The 17,349-nt window shown below is 67.5% G+C and carries 15 protein-coding genes; 10 read left to right on the top strand and 5 right to left on the bottom strand.

The features are described from left to right. The 4 genes from RN51_RS04335 to RN51_RS04320 form a co-directional block, all read right to left on the bottom strand. On the bottom strand, positions 1–451 hold a 451-nt coding region (locus RN51_RS04335), incomplete at its 3' end, for an ATP-binding cassette domain-containing protein (protein ID WP_045262799.1). Then, a complete protein-coding gene (locus tag RN51_RS04330) occupies positions 448–1,425 on the bottom strand; it encodes an ABC transporter permease (protein WP_045262798.1) in 978 nt (325 codons plus the stop codon). The genes RN51_RS04335 and RN51_RS04330, both read right to left, overlap by 4 nt. Beyond that, complete coding sequence (locus RN51_RS04325) at positions 1,418–2,413, bottom strand: ABC transporter permease (protein WP_045262797.1); 996 nt, start codon at positions 2,411–2,413, stop codon at positions 1,418–1,420. The genes RN51_RS04330 and RN51_RS04325 overlap by 8 nt, the downstream gene beginning before the upstream one ends. Before the next feature lie 42 nt (positions 2,414–2,455). After that, positions 2,456–4,144 carry an ABC transporter substrate-binding protein gene (locus tag RN51_RS04320; RefSeq protein ID WP_045262796.1) on the bottom strand — a complete coding sequence of 563 codons (1,689 nt, stop codon included), beginning with the start codon at positions 4,142–4,144 and terminating at the stop codon, positions 2,456–2,458. 268 nt (positions 4,145–4,412) lie between these two features. Here RN51_RS04320 and RN51_RS04315 point away from each other — a divergent pair, with 268 nt between their 5' ends. The 7 genes from RN51_RS04315 to RN51_RS04285 are packed head-to-tail and all read left to right on the top strand — an operon-like array spanning position 4,413 to position 11,751. Then, the gene (locus RN51_RS04315; protein WP_045262795.1) at positions 4,413–5,129 is read left to right on the top strand and encodes an NUDIX hydrolase; all 717 of its coding nucleotides are present in this window, start codon (positions 4,413–4,415) and stop codon (positions 5,127–5,129) included. Then, complete coding sequence (gene nadA, locus RN51_RS04310) at positions 5,126–6,463, top strand: quinolinate synthase NadA (RefSeq protein WP_045262794.1); 1,338 nt, start codon at positions 5,126–5,128, stop codon at positions 6,461–6,463. Before RN51_RS04315 ends, nadA begins: the two co-directional genes overlap by 4 nt. Continuing rightward, positions 6,460–7,989 carry an L-aspartate oxidase gene (nadB, locus tag RN51_RS04305; RefSeq protein ID WP_045262793.1) on the top strand — a complete coding sequence of 510 codons (1,530 nt, stop codon included), beginning with the start codon at positions 6,460–6,462 and terminating at the stop codon, positions 7,987–7,989. The genes nadA and nadB overlap by 4 nt, the downstream gene beginning before the upstream one ends. Beyond that, entirely contained in the window at positions 7,989–8,840 is an 852-nt protein-coding gene (gene nadC, locus RN51_RS04300; RefSeq protein WP_045262792.1) for a carboxylating nicotinate-nucleotide diphosphorylase, read from the top strand. The genes nadB and nadC overlap by 1 nt, the downstream gene beginning before the upstream one ends. Before the next feature lie 5 nt (positions 8,841–8,845). Beyond that, entirely contained in the window at positions 8,846–9,982 is a 1,137-nt protein-coding gene (locus RN51_RS04295) for a cysteine desulfurase family protein (RefSeq protein ID WP_045262791.1), read from the top strand. Positions 9,983–10,004: 22 nt separating this feature from the next. Then, entirely contained in the window at positions 10,005–10,952 is a 948-nt protein-coding gene (locus RN51_RS04290; RefSeq protein ID WP_045262790.1) for a glycosyltransferase family 2 protein, read from the top strand. A gap of 25 nt (positions 10,953–10,977) precedes the next feature. Then, the gene (locus tag RN51_RS04285; RefSeq protein ID WP_045262789.1) at positions 10,978–11,751 is read left to right on the top strand and encodes an SDR family NAD(P)-dependent oxidoreductase; all 774 of its coding nucleotides are present in this window, start codon (positions 10,978–10,980) and stop codon (positions 11,749–11,751) included. A 50-nt stretch (positions 11,752–11,801) separates the two neighbouring features. Here the strand turns inward: RN51_RS04285 and RN51_RS04280 are convergent, their stop codons facing one another. Then, entirely contained in the window at positions 11,802–13,859 is a 2,058-nt protein-coding gene (locus RN51_RS04280) for an ABC transporter ATP-binding protein (protein WP_045262828.1), read from the bottom strand. Positions 13,860–14,023: 164 nt separating this feature from the next. Between RN51_RS04280 and RN51_RS18860 the strand changes: the two genes are divergently transcribed. The 3 genes from RN51_RS18860 to RN51_RS04265 all read left to right on the top strand — a co-directional run bounded on the left by RN51_RS18860 (position 14,024) and on the right by RN51_RS04265 (position 17,295). Continuing rightward, the gene (locus RN51_RS18860) at positions 14,024–14,266 is read left to right on the top strand and encodes a hypothetical protein (RefSeq protein WP_045262788.1); all 243 of its coding nucleotides are present in this window, start codon (positions 14,024–14,026) and stop codon (positions 14,264–14,266) included. A gap of 133 nt (positions 14,267–14,399) precedes the next feature. Beyond that, entirely contained in the window at positions 14,400–15,878 is a 1,479-nt protein-coding gene (locus RN51_RS04270; RefSeq protein WP_045262787.1) for an MDR family MFS transporter, read from the top strand. 4 nt (positions 15,879–15,882) lie between these two features. After that, positions 15,883–17,295, top strand: a complete 1,413-nt coding sequence (locus tag RN51_RS04265) for a recombinase family protein (RefSeq protein ID WP_045262786.1) — start codon at positions 15,883–15,885, stop codon at positions 17,293–17,295. Positions 17,296–17,349 lie beyond the last annotated feature (54 nt).

Here is a 17,349-nt window from a genome sequence, read left to right as displayed (position 1 = left end):
GCGACGGATCCACCCCCACCAACGTGAGCAACTCCTCCGCCCGCGCCGTCTTCGCCTTCCTGCTCATACCAGGACGATGCGTGTCGAAAATATCGAAGATCTGCGCCCGCACACTGATCACCGGGTTCAACGAATTCATCGCCCCCTGGAACACCATCGAGATCTTGTCCCACCGGAACGCCCGCAACCCCTCCCCATCCAGGCCCACGATGTCGATGTCATGACCATCCCGGTCATGGAACACGATCTCCCCACCCGTCATCAACGCCGGAGCCTTCAACAACCGATTCATGCCATACGCGAGAGTCGTCTTCCCGCAGCCGGACTCCCCGGCGAGGCCCAGGATCTCCCCACGGTTCAGAGTCAGGGAGACGTTCCGCACGGCCTTCACCGGCGGGTCCACCTCATACTCGATCGACACATTCCGCGCCGTCAGAACCGGCTCACTCATACCGTGACTCCCTTGGACTTGGCGGCCTTGCGCACACGGCGTGCAGCCTCGGGCGCGTTGCGTAGCTTCGGGTTGATGACCTCGTCGATCGCGAAGTTGATCAGCGACAGACCGGCACCGAGGAGGGCGATCATGAGTCCGGGTGGCACGAACCACCACCAGGCCCCGCGGCCGAGCGCCTGACCCGACTGGGCGTCGTTGAGGATCGATCCCCAGGTGATGGACGAGTTGGGTCCGAGGCCGAGGTAGGACAGCCCCGCCTCGCCGAGGATGGCGAAGATGATCGCGAACAGGAACTGCGCGGTGAGCAGCGGAAGGAGGTTGGGCATGATCTCGACGAGGATCACGCGGAAGGACCGCTCCCCCGCGACCTTCGCTGCATACACGTAATCCCGTGTGCGCAGCGACCGCGTCTGCAGCCGGAGCACATACGCCGCACCGGCCCAGGAGGTGATACCGAGCACGAACGCGACCAGCTGCCAGCTGCGCTGCGGGACGAAGGAGGCGATCACCATGACCAGCGGCAGCCCGGGGATCACGATCATGACGTTCGTGAGGAGGGCGAGTCCGTCCTCGCGCCAGCCTCCGAGGTAGCCGGCGAGGACTCCGAAGAACAGCGACAGCACGATCGCGATCGCGCCGGCCGTCACGCCGATGAGCAGCGAGCCCTGCGCGCCGATGGCGAGCTGCGCGAACATGTCGTTGCCGAGCTTGGTCGTGCCGAGCCAGTGCTCCGCCGACGGCGGCTGGAGCGCCGGGTTGGCCGTGCTCCGCGGGTTCTGGGAGAACATCGGTGCGATGATCGCGAACAGCACGATCGCCACCACGATGCACAGGCCGACGATGAACTTCGGCGAGGTGCTGGGCAGGATGCGGCGGCGCTTGCGTCCCTGCTGCGTAGCTAGGGAGACCGTGCTGGCCGGCGCGGTGACGGGCGGCTCCTGCGTCAGGAGCGGGTTCTTCGTGTCAGACATTCTGGCGAGCCCTCGGGTCGATGAAGCCATAGACGAGGTCCATGATGAAGTTGGCGGCGAGCACCGTCAGGGTGATGACCAGGAAGAGTCCCTGCATCAGCGCATAGTCGTTGTTGGTCACAGCCTGGAACATCAGCTTGCCGATGCCGGGGTAGGTAAACACCTGCTCCATGACGATGGAGCCGGCCACCACGAAACCGAGCGTGATCGAGAAGCCGGCGATCGAGGGGATCGCGGCGTTGCGGGCGGCGTAGGTGGTGAGCACCCGACGCGGACGCAGGCCCTTGGCCTCGGCCGTGAGCACGTAGTCTTCGGCGAGCGTCGACACCATCATGTTGCGCATGCCGAACATCCAGCCTCCGACCGAGCTGATCACGATGGTGATCGCGGGGAGGATGGCATGGGCGATGGCGTCGCTGAAGAACGCCCAGGTCGGCTCCGGTCCGTCCGGGAAGTCGAAGACGTCGTAGCCTCCGAAGATCGGGAACCAACCCAACCCGACCGCGAAGACGGCAACGAGGATGAGGGCCATCCAGAAGTAGGGGATCGACTGCAGCACGGTCGTGGCCGGGATCAGATGGTCGACCCAGGTGCCGCGCTTCCATCCGGCCCAGGCGCCGAGCACGACGCCGAGGACGAAGGAGATGATCGTCGCCGTGCCGACCAGGACCAGCGTCCACGGAAGGGCGCCGGCGATGAGCTCGGTCACCGGTGTCGGGAACTTCGTCACCGAGACGCCGAGGTCGCCCTGGAACATCCGGCCCCAGTACGCGAGGTATTGGTCCCACAACGAGGAGTCATCACCGCCGAGCAGGAGCCGGATGTTGCGGATGGTGGTCTCGGAGACGTCACCGCCGGCCCGCTGCATCTTGGCGATCATGATGTCGGCGGGGTTTCCCGGCATGAGCCGGGGAAGAAAGAAGTTGATGGATATCGCGGCCCAGAGCGTGAACGCGTAGAACCCGATTCTTCGTGCATAGAACTTCATGTCACTGGTGCCTGACTTCCTTCTTCCCCGACTCCTCTCGTGTTACTTGACCGGCTGCAGCTGCGTCAGCACGTAGCCTGCTGCGATCGCGCCCCAGGACGGCGGGAAGGCGTAGAGGTCCTCCTCCGTCGGCCAGCCCGTGTAGTCCTTCGTGTTGTAGAAGGTCTGCGTGGCGTTGATGACGAGCGGGATGTAGGGCAGGTCACGAACGATCTCGGTCTGGATCGTCGCGTACAGCTCCTTCTTCGTCGCCTCATCGTTGGTGCTGATCGCCGACTGGATCGCCGTGTCGACGACCGGGTTGCTGTAGCGGCTGAAGTTCCAGCGCCCTGCGGGGATCTCGGTGCCGACCGGGCTGGTCGACTCGACGGCGGTGCCGCCGAACCAGTCGCGGTAGATCTGGAACGGGTCGGCGACCGAGGTGCCGATCACGCCACCCATGATGAGCTGGAACTCGCCACCCTGACGGGAGTCCGAGAACTCCTGCCACTGCACGGTCGATGCCGTGATCTTGATGCCGGCGGCCTCGGCCTGCTCCGCGATCAGCTTCGCGGCGTCGTTGTAGTCGGTCCATCCGTCGACCGAGGTGAGCGTGAGCTCGAGCGGAACGCCGCCCTTCTCGTAGATGCCGCTGGAGCCCTTGGTGTAGCCGGCGGCCTCGAGGATCGAACCGGCCTCGGCGGCATTCGCCTCCTGCGGGCTGACCTCGTTCGCGGGGTCGGCGAGCCACTTCTCGTCACGCGGCAGCAGGGTGAACGCGGGAGAGATGTCGCCCGTGAGTCCCACGAATGCCTTGTCCTTGATCGTCGCGCGGTCGATCGCGACGTTGAGCGCCTGGCGCACAGCGACGTCGGTCTGCGGACCGGTGCAGCCGAGCTCGGCGTTCGAGCAGGTGTAGAGCACCGTCGGGTCCTGCGGGGTGTTGATCCAGTCGATCTTCCCGTTGCCGGTCACGTCATCCGGGTTCGGGATGAACATGCCGGTCCAGTCGAGCTTGCCGGCGGCGAGCAGGTCCTGAGCGGTCTGGTTGTTGTCGACCGCGATGTACTGGACCTTCTTGACACCGAGCTTGTCGGCGTCGCGGTAGTTCTTGTTGGCGACCAGCGTGTACGACTCGCTCGTGGTCTTGTCGACGACGTAAGGGCCGGATCCGACGGGCTCCTCGTTCGTGAAGTTGGCGAAGTCCTTCACGTCCTTCCAGACGTGCTCGGGGAGGATGTAGCTCGACCCCATCCGCTGGAACTCGGTCGTGTACTGCGCGGACGAGTACGTCAGCACCGCGGTGGTGTCGTCCGTGGCCTCTGCGGAGATCAGGCCGTTGCCCTCGGGGTTGTTGGCCTCGTAGTTGAACGAGAAGGCCACGTCCTTGGCCGTGAGCGGCTCGCCGTCGCTCCACTTGAGGTCGGGCTTGATGGTGACGGTGATCACCGTGCCGTCCTCGTTGTATTCGAACGAGTCGCCGATCAGGCCGACCGGCTCGGAGTCCGCGGTCTTGTTGTAGAAGAACAGCGGCTCGTAGATCGGTCCGAGCGCGCCGTGGAGCACGGTCGGTGCGAACGGGTTGTAGTTCGCGGCGATGGGGGTCTGGCTGCCGGCCCAGACACGCAGGGCCTTGTCGCCATCGGCATTGCCGCTGTCGCTGCCGCCGCCACAGGCGGTGAGGCCCAGGGCGAGGACCGATGCTCCGGCAATCGCGGTAAGGGCGATCTTGCGCCTTCCGTTACGGATCATTTCTGGTATTTCCTCTCGGTGCTGCACTGCAGGAGGGATCGCTCCGGATGGAGCAGAACCCCGGAGGTGGGGTTCTCGGGCCCGGGGAGACGACCGGTGGCCACTCCCGAAGGGGTTTGTTAGGACAGTAACCTAACAAACCCCGCCCCCGTGGACAAGCCTCCCCGCGCCCCACAGATAACGTTTCGGACTCGACCAGGATCCACGTCACGGACGACCACTAAGGGTCTCAATGACACTAAGATCGTCCAGGGAGGTTAAGGTGCGAATGACTCAAAGCGAGGATATCCGGGTCGCCGTCTCGACGGTCATCCTGACTCTGCGAAGAACTGCGGAAGGGCCGGCGGTGCTCTCGCTGCCGCTCGTGCTGCGCACGCGCGAGCCCTTCGCCGGCCAGTGGGCGCTCCCCGGCGGCTGGCTGACCGCGACCGAGTCCCCTGTCGACGCCGCAGCGCGCACCCTCGCCGAGACGACGGGACTCGCCCCCAGCTACCTGGAACAGCTCTACGCCTTCGGCGCCGTCGACCGCTCCCCCACCCGGGTGGTGTCGATCGTCTACTGGGCCTTGCTGAGACAGGACGACGTGACGACACAGAGCGCGGCGCATCGCGCCGCCGGACACAACCCCGAGAACGTGCGCTGGTTCGACATCGACGAGCTGCCGGAACTCGCCTTCGACCACGACCGGATCGTCGAGTATGCGCTGTGGCGACTGCGCAACAAGGTGGGGTACAGCCGCGTGGCACAGGGCTTCCTCCCCGCCGAGTTCACGCTCGCCGAACTGCGCGAGGCCTATGAGTCGATCCTCGGCCGCGCGCTCGACCCCGCCAACTTCCGACGCCAGGTGGAGGCGGCGGGCACTCTGCTCCCCACCGACCGGTTCCGCACCGGAAGCCACAGGCCCGCGCGTCTGTACCGCGACAACACCGACATCGAGCTCGCCGACCGCGGCCCGCTCCGACCCGAAGAAACGAGCATCCGATGAGCATCACCTTCGTCCCCGCTCCGCCCGTACCGCCGCTGGATCCCTCGGTCGATCACGCGATCCAGGCCATCGTCACCGGCACCTCGACGGACGCCACCTGTACGACGGATCTCGCCGCAGGGCCGTGGGACTTCGACGCGCGCCCAGGATACGGACCGGGTTCGTCGATGGGAGACGTGATCCCCACCGGTGCGCCGCGGCAGGGCGAGCTGCCTTCCGAGTACCGCGAGGCTTCGGAGGAGGAACTCGACCGGCGGATCCGCACGGCGAAGGCGACGCTCGGCGACCGGGTGCTGATCCTCGGACACTTCTACCAGCGCGAGGAGGTCGTCCAGCACGCCGACTACGTCGGAGACTCCTTCCAGCTGGCCACGGCGGCGAAGGGCAGGGCTGATGCCGAGGCGATCGTGTTCTGCGGCGTGCACTTCATGGCGGAGACCGCCGATCTGCTGTCCACGCCTGACCAGGCGGTGATCCTCCCCAACCTCGCCGCCGGATGCTCGATGGCAGACATGGCCGACATCGACCAGGTCGAGGAGTGCTGGGAGCAGCTCGAAGACGTGTTCGGCGACCTCGAGGCCACTGACGCCGAGGGGCGCGTACCCGTGATCCCCGTGACCTACATGAACTCCTCGGCGGCCATCAAGGGCTTCGTCGGGCGACACGGGGGGATCGTGTGCACCTCGTCGAACGCCACGACGGTGCTCGAGTGGGCGTTCGAACGGGGGCGGCGGGTGCTGTTCTTCCCCGACCAGCACCTGGGTCGGAACACCGCCAAGGCCATGGGTGTGCCGCTCGACCAGATGCCCATGTGGAACCCGCGGCGAGCGCTGGGCGGCTCCTCCGCCGAGGAGCTGCTCGACTCGCGTGTGATCCTGTGGCACGGCTTCTGCTCCGTGCATCGGCGCTTCACGGTCGGCCAGATCGATCAGGCGCGCGCCGAGCACCCGGGCGTTCGTGTGATCGTGCACCCCGAGTGCCCGATGGAGGTCGTCGACGCGGCGGACGAGGCAGGCTCGACCGAGTACATCCGCCGGGCGATCGACACGGCGACCGAGCCGACCACGTTCGCGATCGGCACCGAGATCAACCTCGTCCGTCGGCTCGCGGCTCAGTATCCGCAGCACGAGATCTTCTGCCTCGACCCCGTGGTGTGCCCGTGCTCGACGATGTACCGGATCCATCCCGGCTACCTCGCCTGGGTGCTGGAAGAGCTGGTGGCCGGTCGCACACCGAACCGCATCACCGTGTCCGACGACGTCGCCGCCCCTGCACGGGTGGCGCTGGAACGGATGCTCGCGGCGAAGCCCCCGGCGGTCGCGGGCGCACGATGAAGGTCATCGTCGTCGGATCGGGCATCGCCGGACTCACCGCGGCCCTGCACTCGCACGAGTCCGGTCACGACGTGACGATCGTCACCAAGGGAGATCTCGGAGACGGCTGCACGGCGCTCGCTCAAGGGGGCGTCGCCGGGGTCTATGGACCCGGGGACTCCCCGTCGGCGCACGCGGCCGACACGCTCGTTGCGGGTGCGGGACTCTCCGACCCCGACGCTGTTCGGGTGCTGGTCTCGGATGGCGCCGCCCGGATCGCCGAACTCATCGCGCGCGGAGTCGGCTTCGACCGTGCTGATGACGGCTCGCTGCGACTCGGGCGCGAGGCGGCGCACAGCCACGCCCGCATCGCGCATGCAGGCGGTGATGCCACCGGGGCGGCGATCTCCACAGCCCTCGTCGAGTGCGCACGTCGCCTGCGCATCCCCGTGCTCACAGAGGCGTTCCTGGTCGACCTCGTCGGCGAGGGCGATGCCGTGCGTGGCGTCCGAGTCCTCCGCGACGGGGTGGTCTCGGACCTCCCGGCCGACGCCGTGATCCTCGCCACCGGGGGCGCCGGGCACCTCTATGCGCACACGACCAATCCGTCGGGGGCGACGGGCGACGGCATCGCTGCCGCGCTTCGAGCCGGGGCAGCGGTCGCCGACCTGGAGTTCGTCCAGTTCCATCCGACGGTCCTCGCTTCCGGCTCGGCGTTCCTCATCTCCGAGGCCGTGCGCGGCGAGGGCGCTACTCTGCTCGACGACCAGGGGCGTCGATTCGCGTTCGACAGCCACCCCGACGGTGAACTCGCGCCGCGGGACGTGGTGTCGCGGGCGATCGCGCGCCGCGCGGCGACGCAGGGAGCGCCGGTCAGGCTCGACGCCACGATGCTCGGCGCCGCAACGCTCGCGCGGCGCTTCCCCACGATCGACCGGGTCATGAGAGAGCGCGGCTTCGACTGGGCGAAAGACCCCGTGCCCGTCACCCCGGCGGCGCACTACCTGATGGGCGGCGTGGTGACCGACCTCGAGGGCCGCACCTCGGTGCCCGGACTCTTCGCCGTGGGCGAGGTCGCCCGCACAGGCGTGCACGGCGCCAACAGACTGGCGTCGAACTCTCTGCTGGAAGGTGCGGTGTTCGGCGCTCGCGCGGCGGCAGCGCTCACCGCCCCCTGGCCAGCCGCCCTGCGCGCCCGTGACCGCACCGACATCGACCTCGACCGCGACATCGCCGCGAGCGCGTCCCGCACCGAGCCGGCATTCACCCGCGCCGCACTGCAGCAGCTGATGTGGGAGGAGGTCGGCCTGTTGCGTACGGGCGACGGCCTTGCACGGGCTCTCGCCGTGCTGAAGGAGTGGGACGCCGCACACACCGCCCCCACGACCGTGGCGGAACACGAAGACGCGAACCTGCTGCTCCTCGCCCGGGCGACATCTGCCGCTGCACTGGCCCGCACCGTGTCCGTCGGCGCACATCACCGTGTCGACACCGCCATGACCGACGCCGCGTCGCGCACACCCTCATCGATCCTGGAGACCGTCTGATGCTGACCACCGCCACACTGCACCGCGTCGTGGGCGCCGCCCTGGAGGAAGACGCCCCGTGGGGTGACCTCACGAGCACCGCACTGCTGCCCGCCGACGCCACCGCCACCGCCGATCTCGTCGCGCGAGAGGACGGGGTGTTCAGCGGAGGTGAGGTCTTCGCCGCCGCCTTCCTCCTCACGGATGCTTCCATCGACGTCGACCTGCACGTCGGCGACGGTGACGAGTTCGCCGCGGGCGATGTCCTCGCCTCGGTCTCCGGGTCTGCGCGCAGTGTGCTCACCGCTGAGCGCGTCGCCCTGAACTTCACGCAGCGGATGAGCGGCATCGCCACCCTGACCGCCGCGTACGTGGCCGCCGTCGACGGCACCGAGGCGCGGATCGCCGACACCCGCAAGACCACTCCCGGCCTGCGCGCGTTCGAGCGTCACGCCGTCGAGTCGGGCGGCGGCCGCAACCACCGGCACTCGCTGTCCGATGCGGTGATGGCGAAGGACAATCACCTCGCGGTACTCAAGCGCTCCGGCCTCGACCTCGCGACCGCCCTGCGCGAGGCGCTGTCTCGGCTCCCCCACACGACGCACGTCGTCGTCGAGGTCGACCGTCTCGATCAGATCGAGGCCGTCCTGGACGGCGGTGCAGACACCGTGCTGCTCGACAACTTCTCGCTGGACGATCTGCGGAGGGGCGTTGCCCTCATCGGGGATCGAGCCGCTGTCGAAGCCTCCGGCGGTGTGAGCCTCGACACGGTGGGCGATATCGCACGCACGGGCGTCCAGGTGATCTCGGTCGGAGCTCTGACGCACTCGGCTCGCGCCCTCGACCTGGGCCTGGACCTGCGGATCGACTGACGGTCATGCTCTATCTCGATCACGCGGCTACGTCGCCGGTACGCCCGGAGGTGCTCGATGCGATGCGCCCCTTCCTGACCGGGGTGTTCGGCAACCCGTCGAGCCACCATACGGCGGGCGAAGCCGCGGCGAGCGCCCTCGACGACGCCAGGGCACGCGTCGCGAGAGTGCTGGGGATGCGCACGGGCGACGTCGTGTTCACGGCGGGAGGAACCGAGGCGAACAACCTCGCGGTCAAGGGCATCGTGCTCGCCGCCTTGGAGGCGGGGCGGCGCCACCTGGTCATCTCACCGATCGAGCACGAATCCATCCTCGAATCCGCCGAGTATCTGCGCCGCTTCCACGCCGTGGAGGTGACGGTGCTCCCGGTGGACTCCCGGGGGCGTATCGCCCAGGATGCGCTCGAAGCGGCGATCAGGGATGACACGTCTCTGGTGTCCGTCGGACATGCGAACAACGAGATCGGGACCGTACAGGACGTCCCGGCCCTTGCGGCGGTCACGCGCGCGGCGAGGGTGCCCCTGCACCTCGATGCCGTGCAGTCGGCGGGCTGGCTGGCCCTGCAGGGCCTCGGCGCCGATGCGTTGTCGATCGCGGGCCACAAGCTGGGTGCGCCCAAAGGCATCGGTGCCCTCGCGGTCCGCGGACGCGTGCCCGTCGAGCCCCTGCTGCACGGCGGCGGCCAGGAACGCGGTCGACGATCCGGTACCGAGAACGTCGCGGGAGCGGTGGCGCTGGCGACAGCCCTGGAACTCGCGGAGCAGGAGCGGGAGCTCGTGGCGGCGCGGGTCGGGGCCACGACCACGCGCTTCGCCTCCCTGGTGCTCGCCGCCGTGCCCGAAGCCGCCCCCACCGGCGACCCCGTGCATCGTCTGCCCGGCACCGCGAGCTTCACATTCGCCGGCACCAGCGGCGAGTCCGTACTGCTCGAACTCGAGCGCCGCGGGGTCATCTCCTCCAGCGGATCGGCGTGCGCGGCGGGCAGCGACGACCCCTCGCACGTGCTGCTCGCCTGCGGGATCGAGCCCGAGGTCGCACAGACCTCGGTGCGCTTCACCTTCGGACGTGAGGAGCTGGCACCGGATGCTCCCGAACGACTGGCAGCGCTCGTCGCGGAGTCCGTGCGTGCGGCCAGGGGCTGATGCCCGGCCATAGACTCGGCACGTGACTGCCTCCGCCCCGATCGTGACGCTGATCGTCCCCGGACGCGACATCGCCGCCTTCGCCCCCGCTGCGCTCGACTCGCTTCGCGCCCAGACCGAACCCCGGTGGCGGGCGATCCTGATCGACGACGGTTCGACCGACGAGACGGGCGCGATCTTCGATGCCGCCGCCTCCGAGGACGATCGATTCACCATGATCCGCCATGAGGCCTCCCGCGGCCTCGGCGCCGCGCGCAATGTGGGTCTCGACCGCGTCGACACCCCCTACCTCGGTTTCCTCGACGGCGACGACGAGCTGCAGCCGGACGCCCTCGCCCGGATGACGCGAACGCTTGAACGCACGGGAAGTGACTTCGTGGCCGGCGCGTACGTGCGCTCACGCCTCCAGGGGGATTCCTACCTCGCCGGTCGTGTGCAGCCCTGGGTGTCTGCGGCCACAGCGCCGGAGCGGCTGGGAACCTCGCTCGCCTCACATCCTCGCGCGGTGTCGAACATCGTCGCCTGGTCGAAGCTGAGCCGCACCCCCTTCTGGAATGACCTCCGCTTCCCCGAAGGCGTCGCCTATGAGGACCAGATCGTCGCGCAGTTGATGTACACCCGCGCACGCGCATTCGACGTCATCCCGGATGTGGTCGTGCACTGGCGGCTCCGCGCCGACGGGACGTCGATCACGCAGGGCAAAGCACACCTCCCTGTGCTACGCGACTACCTGGCGGCCCTGCGCGGCGGTATCCGTGTGCTGCACGAGGCGGGTGCACACGCGTCGGTCGTCGCGCGCATCGAGCTGATCCTCACGATGGACGTCCCCTCGCTCCTCGACATCGCGAAGGAGCACACCGACCCGGCATACGCCGCCGAGGTCGGTGCCTTCATCGCAGAGCTCCGGGCACTCCCCGAGTTCGCCGACGCCACCCCAGACCCCTCCCTCGCCGCGGCTCTCGCCTGGTGAGCGCGGACGACCGATCGGCGGACACATGAACGACTACCTCTCCTCGCTGTTCTCCCTCGAGGGACGCACCGCGGTCGTGACGGGCGGCAGCTCCGGCATCGGTCGAGGGATCGCCACCGCCCTCGCCCGTGCCGGAGCAGCCACCGTCGTGGTCGCCCGCGGGGAGGAACGCATCAGCGAGACGGTCGAAGAACTGCGCGCGCTCGGCTGCCGGGTCTCCGGAGTCGTCGGCGATCTCAGCACGAGGGAGGGAATCCACGCCGTCGCCGCAGCGGCTGTCGAGCCTTTCGGCGAACCGGACATCCTCGTCAACTCGGCCGGCATCAACATCCGTCCGCCCTTTCCGGAGATCACCGAAGACGACTGGGACGCCACGATGACGGTCAATGCGCTCGCACCGTTCCTGCTGGGCCAGCGTTTCGCGAAGGGCATGGCGGCACGTGGATACGGCCGTCTCATCCACATCAGTTCCCAGCAGGCGCACCGGGCCTTCGTGGGCAGTGGCGTGTACGGTGCGTCGAAGGGTGCCGTGGAGTCGCTCATGCGCTCGGAGGCCGAGGCCTGGGGCGGGACGGGCGTCACGAGCAACACACTGGTGCCGGGGTTCGTGCTCACGCCGTTGAATGCCCGCCTGCAGCAGGACCCGGAGAAGGTCGCCGAGCTCGCGGCACGCACGATGATCGGACGCAACGGACTGCCGAGCGACTTCGCGGGCGCGGCGGTCTTCCTCGCCGGCGCGGGCTCGGCCTACGTCACCGGACACTCGCTGTTCGTCGACGGCGGGTTGTCCGTGCACTGACCGCGGACGGCACTGACGGCGAACGGCTCTGGGCTCAGACGGCGGACTGCTCAGGGCTCCGGCGGGTAGACCCGTTCGTCGGGTCTCGGCTCGGAAAGCAGCGGCACCGCGGCGGTGATGGTCGCTACGGCGTCGTGGCCGGCGGAATCGACGGGTGCCTTGTCGGCGCGACGTTCGGCGAGCGGAGTCGCAGCACCACCTGTCACCGCCTCTTCGACGGCTGCCTCGGTGTCGAGCACCCGAGACGCGGCCACCTGCTCCGCGGCGAGTTCGGCGTAGAGTCCGCCGAGCGCCAGCAGTTCGGAGTGGGTGCCGGACTCGATGATGCGCCCCGCCTCGATCACGTGGATCACGTCCGCGCCCATCACGGTCGAGAGCCGATGCGCGATGGAGAGCGTCGTACGACCCTTGGCGGCCTCGTCGAGCGCCTCCTGCACCACGCGCTCCGACACCGTGTCGAGCGCCGAGGTCGCCTCGTCGAGGAGCAGCACCGGCGGGTCCTTCAACAGCACGCGGGCGATCGCGATGCGCTGCTTCTCCCCGCCGGAGAGCCGATAACCTCGCTCCCCCACCACGGTGTCGTACCCCTGCTCGAAGCCGGCGATGATGTGGTGGATGTTGGCTGCCGTGCACGCCGCGATCAGCTCGTCCTCGGTGGCGTCGGGCTTCGCGTAGCGGAGATTGTCCCGGATGGTCGCGTGGAACAGGTACGTCTCCTGCGACACGATGCCCACATGGTCGATGATCGACTCCTGCGTGAGGGAGCGCACGTCGGCGCCCGCGAACAGCACGGCCCCTCCCTTCGCCTCGTACAGGCGCGGTGCCAGGTACAGGATCGTCGTCTTGCCCGCGCCCGACGGCCCGACGAACGCGACGTGCTGGCCCGGTTCCGCCGTGAACGACACACCGTCGAGAGTCGGCCTGGCATCTGCCGAGGCATCGGGGTACCGGAACACGACCTCGTCGAACTCGATGCGCCCGCGAGGTCCAGGAGCCTGATCGACCGTGATCGCGTCGGGAGCGTCCTGGATCTCCGGCACGAGATCCAGGTACTCGAAGATGCGCGCGAACAGGGCGGATGAGGTCTGCAGATCGAGCGACACCCTCATGAGGCCCATCAACGGCATGAGCAGTCGGGCCTGCACGGTGGTGAAGGCGACGACGGTTCCCGCGGTGATGGCGCCGCTCCCACCGGCGATCAGGTAGCCGGAGACGAGATAGATCACGGCGGGCACACTCGCCATGATCACCTGCACGACGGCGAAGAACCCCTGGCCGCTCATCGCACGTCGCACCTGGAGCACGACCTGGTTGCGGTTCTCCTCCTGATAGCGCTCCGACTCGGTGCGCTGCCGGTTGAACGCCTTCGACAGCAGCATGCCCGACACGCTCAGGGTCTCCTGAGTGATCGAGGTGAGCTCGGACAGCGACTCCTGCGTCTCTCCCGCGATCCTGGCCCGCACCTGCCCGACCTTGCGCTGGACGACGATCAGGAACGGCATCATGACGACGGCGATGAGAGTGAGCCGCCAGTCGATCAGGATCATCGCCACGAGCGAGGCGATCACGGTCACGACGTTGCCCAGGATGCTGGTGACCGTGTTGGTCAGCACGCCCGAGACGCCGCCCACGTCGTTCTGCAGCCTCGACTGGATGACGCCCGTCTTGGTGCGGGTGAAGAAGCCGAGCTCCATCGCCTGCAGATGCTCGAAGAGCTTCACACGCAGATCGCCGGTGACGCTGTTGCCGACGGTCGAGGTGAGCCAGGTCTGCGCCACACCCAACCCCGCGGAGACCAGGAAGAGCGCGACCATCGCCGTGACGAGCCAGGCCAGCAGCTCGAGATGCGGCCCGCCGCCCGTGACCGGGAACAGCGCGTCGTCGAAGATGCGCTGCACGATCAGCGGCGGGATGACCGCGATCGCGGCGCCCAGCACCACCAGGATGCCCGTGAAGAGGATGCGCCAGCGATAGGGACGGAACAGGGCGACCACCCGCGCGCCAAGACCGTCGATGCGCGGCGCCTCTGCGTTCAGCTTGCGCTGCGCCTCTTCGTCGACTCCGCGGAAGCCACCTCCCCGCGGGCCACCGCCCATGCCGCCGCCCATGCTCATTGCGCCAGCGTACCCACGAGCGGGGACATCGGGCTGCTCGCATCCGCCTGCAGCGGATATCTGTGAATACGGAATGAAATGTCCGCGGCTGCCGTTACGCTGAGTGACTCTTGCGAACTCTCGCGATATCCATTTCTTCTTCGCCCTGGAGGCCGCCCATGTCTGCCGTCGATACCGGCTCCATCTCGACGACTCCCCCCGCGGCTGGGGGCGAGATCCCCCGCAAGGACATGCGGGTGATCTGGCTGCTGCTCGTCGCCGCCTTCGTCGCCATCCTCAACGAGACCACGATGGGGATCGCGATCCCCCACCTGAACACCGACCTCGGCATCCCGCCCGAGCTCGGCCAGTGGCTCACGAGCGCCTTCATGCTGACGAACGCACCAGCGTTACTAGGCTGAATTCCGCGGCAGAACGCCCCCACCGCTCCCCTCTTGTCCTCCTGAAGATGCGACAATCGGCTCGTTGATGGCCGGTAGCGTCGATCTTCAGGACAACTCCCTCACCGCAAGAAACTCTCTCTTAGGATCCATCTTGACCCTCCAAGACTCCTCCCCTCAGACCGGGTCCGTCCCAGCTCAGAGCGTCGCGAAGCCCGGCCCCGTCATCGCGCTGCTCGTCGTCAGTGCGTTCGTCGTAATTCTCAACGAGACGACCATGGGCGTCGCGCTGACCGACATCATGAAGGACCTCGGGATCACCGCTGGTGTGGGTCAGTGGCTCACCACAGGCTTTCTCTTAACTATGGCCGTGGTAATCCCGCTGACCGGATTCCTGCTCAGCAGATTCACCATCCGTCAGGTCTACTTCTCCGCGATGGGGCTGTTTGCGCTCGGCACCCTTGTCGCGGCGCTGGCGCCCGGCTTCGAGGTCCTTCTCGCTGGTCGCGTCGTGCAGGCTCTCGGCACTGGCGTGATGATGCCGCTGCTCTTCACGACCGTGCTCACCATCGTCCCTGCGAGTCACCGCGGACGCATGATGGGTGTCATCACCATCGTCATCGCTGTCGCGCCGGCCGTCGGCCCGACCGTGTCCGGCCTGATCTTGCAGGCACTGACCTGGCACGCGATCTTCTGGATCATGTTCCCTATCGCGCTACTCGCCATCGGTCTTGGTCTGATTTGGGTGCGCAATGTCACGGAGACAAACCCTCACGCTCGCTTCGACGTGCTGTCGGTGGTTCTCTCGGCGCTTGGCTTCGGTGGCCTCATCTATGGTCTCAGCAGCATCGGCGAAGCCGCCTCGGGTCACGCTCCGATTCCCGTGTGGATCCCGATTGTCGTCGGTGCTGTTTCTCTGACGGTGTTCGTGCTTCGCCAGCTCCAGCTCCAGAAAGTCAATGGTGCGCTGCTTGACCTTCGGGTCTTCCAGAGCAAGTCGTTCAGCCTTGCCGTCGGGCTCGTTGTCATCGTGATGAGCGCACTGTTCGGTTCGCTCATTCTGCTCCCCATCTACCTGCAGCAGGTGCTCGGGCTCGACACTCTCGGGGTGGGGCTCATGCTCCTACCGGGCGGCGTGCTGATGGGTGCCATCGCTCCCGTCGTCGGGAACCTCTTCGACAAGTTCGGGCCGACCCCTCTGGTCATCCCCGGCATGGTCATCGCGGCAGGCGCCCTCTGGGGTATGGCCACGTTCGACCAGAGCACGAGCATCGCCTGGATCATCGCGGTGCACCTGGCGCTGAACCTCGGACTCGGCTTCGTGTTCACTCCGCTGATGACCTCGGCTCTCGGATCACTTCCCTCTCACCTGTACCCGCACGGCTCCGCGGTGGTGGGGACAGTTCAGCAGGTCGCTGGCGCCGCGGGGACTGCGCTCTTCGTCACGCTCATGTCCGTCACGCTCGCATCTTCGCTGAGCGCGGGCGCTGACCAGGTGACGGCGACGGCTAACGGCGTCCACACCGCATTCTTCGTTGGTGCCATCGTCGCCTCGGGTGCAGTCCTGCTGGCGCTCTTCGTTCGAAAGCCCGCGGAGCCCGCGCAGGGCGAAGGCATCCCTGCGGTTCACTGAGCCCATGGCTTCCACCCGCGCGCTCGGCTACGTCCGGCTCTCTCGCGACACTGAGGCATCGACGTCGCCTGAGCGCCAGCGAAAGGACATCCACCGGCAGATCGACGCGCGCGGGTGGGAGCTCGTAGACGTCATCGAGGACATAGACCAGTCCGCCACTCGGAAGAGACTGGACCGGCCAGGTATCCATGAGATGCGTCGGCGCATCAGCGCGGGCGAGGCGGACGTCGTCGTGGTGTCCCGGCTGGACCGCATGGCGCGATCCGTCTCTGACATCTCCCAGCTCCTCGACGAGGGATTCGTCATCGTCTCTGCCACGGAGAACTTCGATGCTTCGACCGCAACGGGTAGAGCCATGGTTCAGATGGCGCAGGTCTTCGCGGAGTTGGAAGCAACCGCCATCGGCGAGCGAGTTCGCTCCATGCGTCGGCATCTGCCGACGGTGGGCCGTTGGCCGGGAGGTCCCCCTCCCTACGGCTTCACCACCGCACCTCACCCCGATACTGCGGGTCGAACGCTTGTGCATCACCCGGAAGAGTCGAAGGTCATTCGACGGGTCGTGGATGAGGTCATGGAGGGAAAGGGCATCTCAGAGGTGACGCGTGGCCTCAACGCCGACCGCATTCCGTCGCGCCGCGGATCTCACTGGTCACCACCGTCGCTCTCCCGCATCCTCCGTCGGGGGTCTCTTCGCGGACACGCCACGCTGGGTGGGGACGCTGTTCGAGATGACCGCGGGCTACCTGTCGTCGTCTGGCCACCCCTCGTTACGGATGACGAATGGCACGCGCTGTCGCGCGCGTTGAGCGTGAACACGAAAGAGCCACGCTTCCCCGAGGGAGGGCGGGTGCCGCTTCTGCAACGGCTGGCGATCTGCTCGTCTTGCGGCATGCCGTTGACTCCAAGACACTTTGGTCACCCGACACGCTCCCCTCTGTACATGTGCCAGTCCCGCAACCGCGGCCGCGAATGTGAGAAGCCCCAGACGGTGACCGCCAACCCGCTGGAAGCGGAGGCTGAACGGCAGTTCCTCGACACGTGGGGTGACGTAGAGGTCATCGAGACCATCAGCGAAGAGGTGGTCCCCGAAGGGTTGGACAACGTGCTGGATGCCATCGCTCAGACTCTTGAGTCGATGGGCCGCCCCGGAGCCGACGTGATGGGGTTGGCCGCCCGAATGGTCACGCTGGGAGAAGAGCGGGACCGCCTGACCGCACTCCCAACAATCTCGGCGGTGCAGCGTCGCACCGGCGAAACGTACGGTGAGGTCTGGGCGCGCGGGTCCGTAGCCGAGCGCCGAAAGATCATGTTGGGCGCTGGCGCGTTCGTGACTGTGTACCCCGCGGCGGCTCGAGGACACTTTGACCCAGAGCGCGTGGCGGTGTCGGACGAGCTCGCCGGACAGCTGGACGATTGACTTCAACGCAATCTCACTGAGCCGCGCAACGGGCCATCTCTGCCGCCTGCAGCG

The organism is Microbacterium oxydans, assembly GCF_000956405.1.
Lineage (GTDB): Bacteria > Actinomycetota > Actinomycetes > Actinomycetales > Microbacteriaceae > Microbacterium > Microbacterium oxydans_C.
Note: the sequence above shows the minus strand (reverse complement) of the source record. Positions and strands in the feature narration are given on the sequence as shown.

Excerpts from the sequence above, each read along its gene's own strand:
- nadC (WP_045262792.1), top strand. The coding sequence starts at position 7,989 with ATGCTGACCACCGCCACACTGCACCGCGTCGTGGGCGCCGCCCTGGAG.
- RN51_RS04320 (WP_045262796.1), bottom strand. The coding sequence starts at position 4,144 with ATGATCCGTAACGGAAGGCGCAAGATCGCCCTTACCGCGATTGCCGGA.
- RN51_RS04325 (WP_045262797.1), bottom strand. The coding sequence starts at position 2,413 with ATGAAGTTCTATGCACGAAGAATCGGGTTCTACGCGTTCACGCTCTGG.
- RN51_RS18860 (WP_045262788.1), top strand. The coding sequence starts at position 14,024 with ATGTCTGCCGTCGATACCGGCTCCATCTCGACGACTCCCCCCGCGGCT.
- RN51_RS04280 (WP_045262828.1), bottom strand. The coding sequence starts at position 13,859 with ATGGGCGGCGGCATGGGCGGTGGCCCGCGGGGAGGTGGCTTCCGCGGA.
- RN51_RS04265 (WP_045262786.1), top strand. The coding sequence starts at position 15,883 with ATGGCTTCCACCCGCGCGCTCGGCTACGTCCGGCTCTCTCGCGACACT.
- RN51_RS04295 (WP_045262791.1), top strand. The coding sequence starts at position 8,846 with ATGCTCTATCTCGATCACGCGGCTACGTCGCCGGTACGCCCGGAGGTG.
- nadA (WP_045262794.1), top strand. The coding sequence starts at position 5,126 with ATGAGCATCACCTTCGTCCCCGCTCCGCCCGTACCGCCGCTGGATCCC.
- nadB (WP_045262793.1), top strand. The coding sequence starts at position 6,460 with ATGAAGGTCATCGTCGTCGGATCGGGCATCGCCGGACTCACCGCGGCC.
- RN51_RS04315 (WP_045262795.1), top strand. The coding sequence starts at position 4,413 with ATGACTCAAAGCGAGGATATCCGGGTCGCCGTCTCGACGGTCATCCTG.
- RN51_RS04285 (WP_045262789.1), top strand. The coding sequence starts at position 10,978 with ATGAACGACTACCTCTCCTCGCTGTTCTCCCTCGAGGGACGCACCGCG.
- RN51_RS04330 (WP_045262798.1), bottom strand. The coding sequence starts at position 1,425 with ATGTCTGACACGAAGAACCCGCTCCTGACGCAGGAGCCGCCCGTCACC.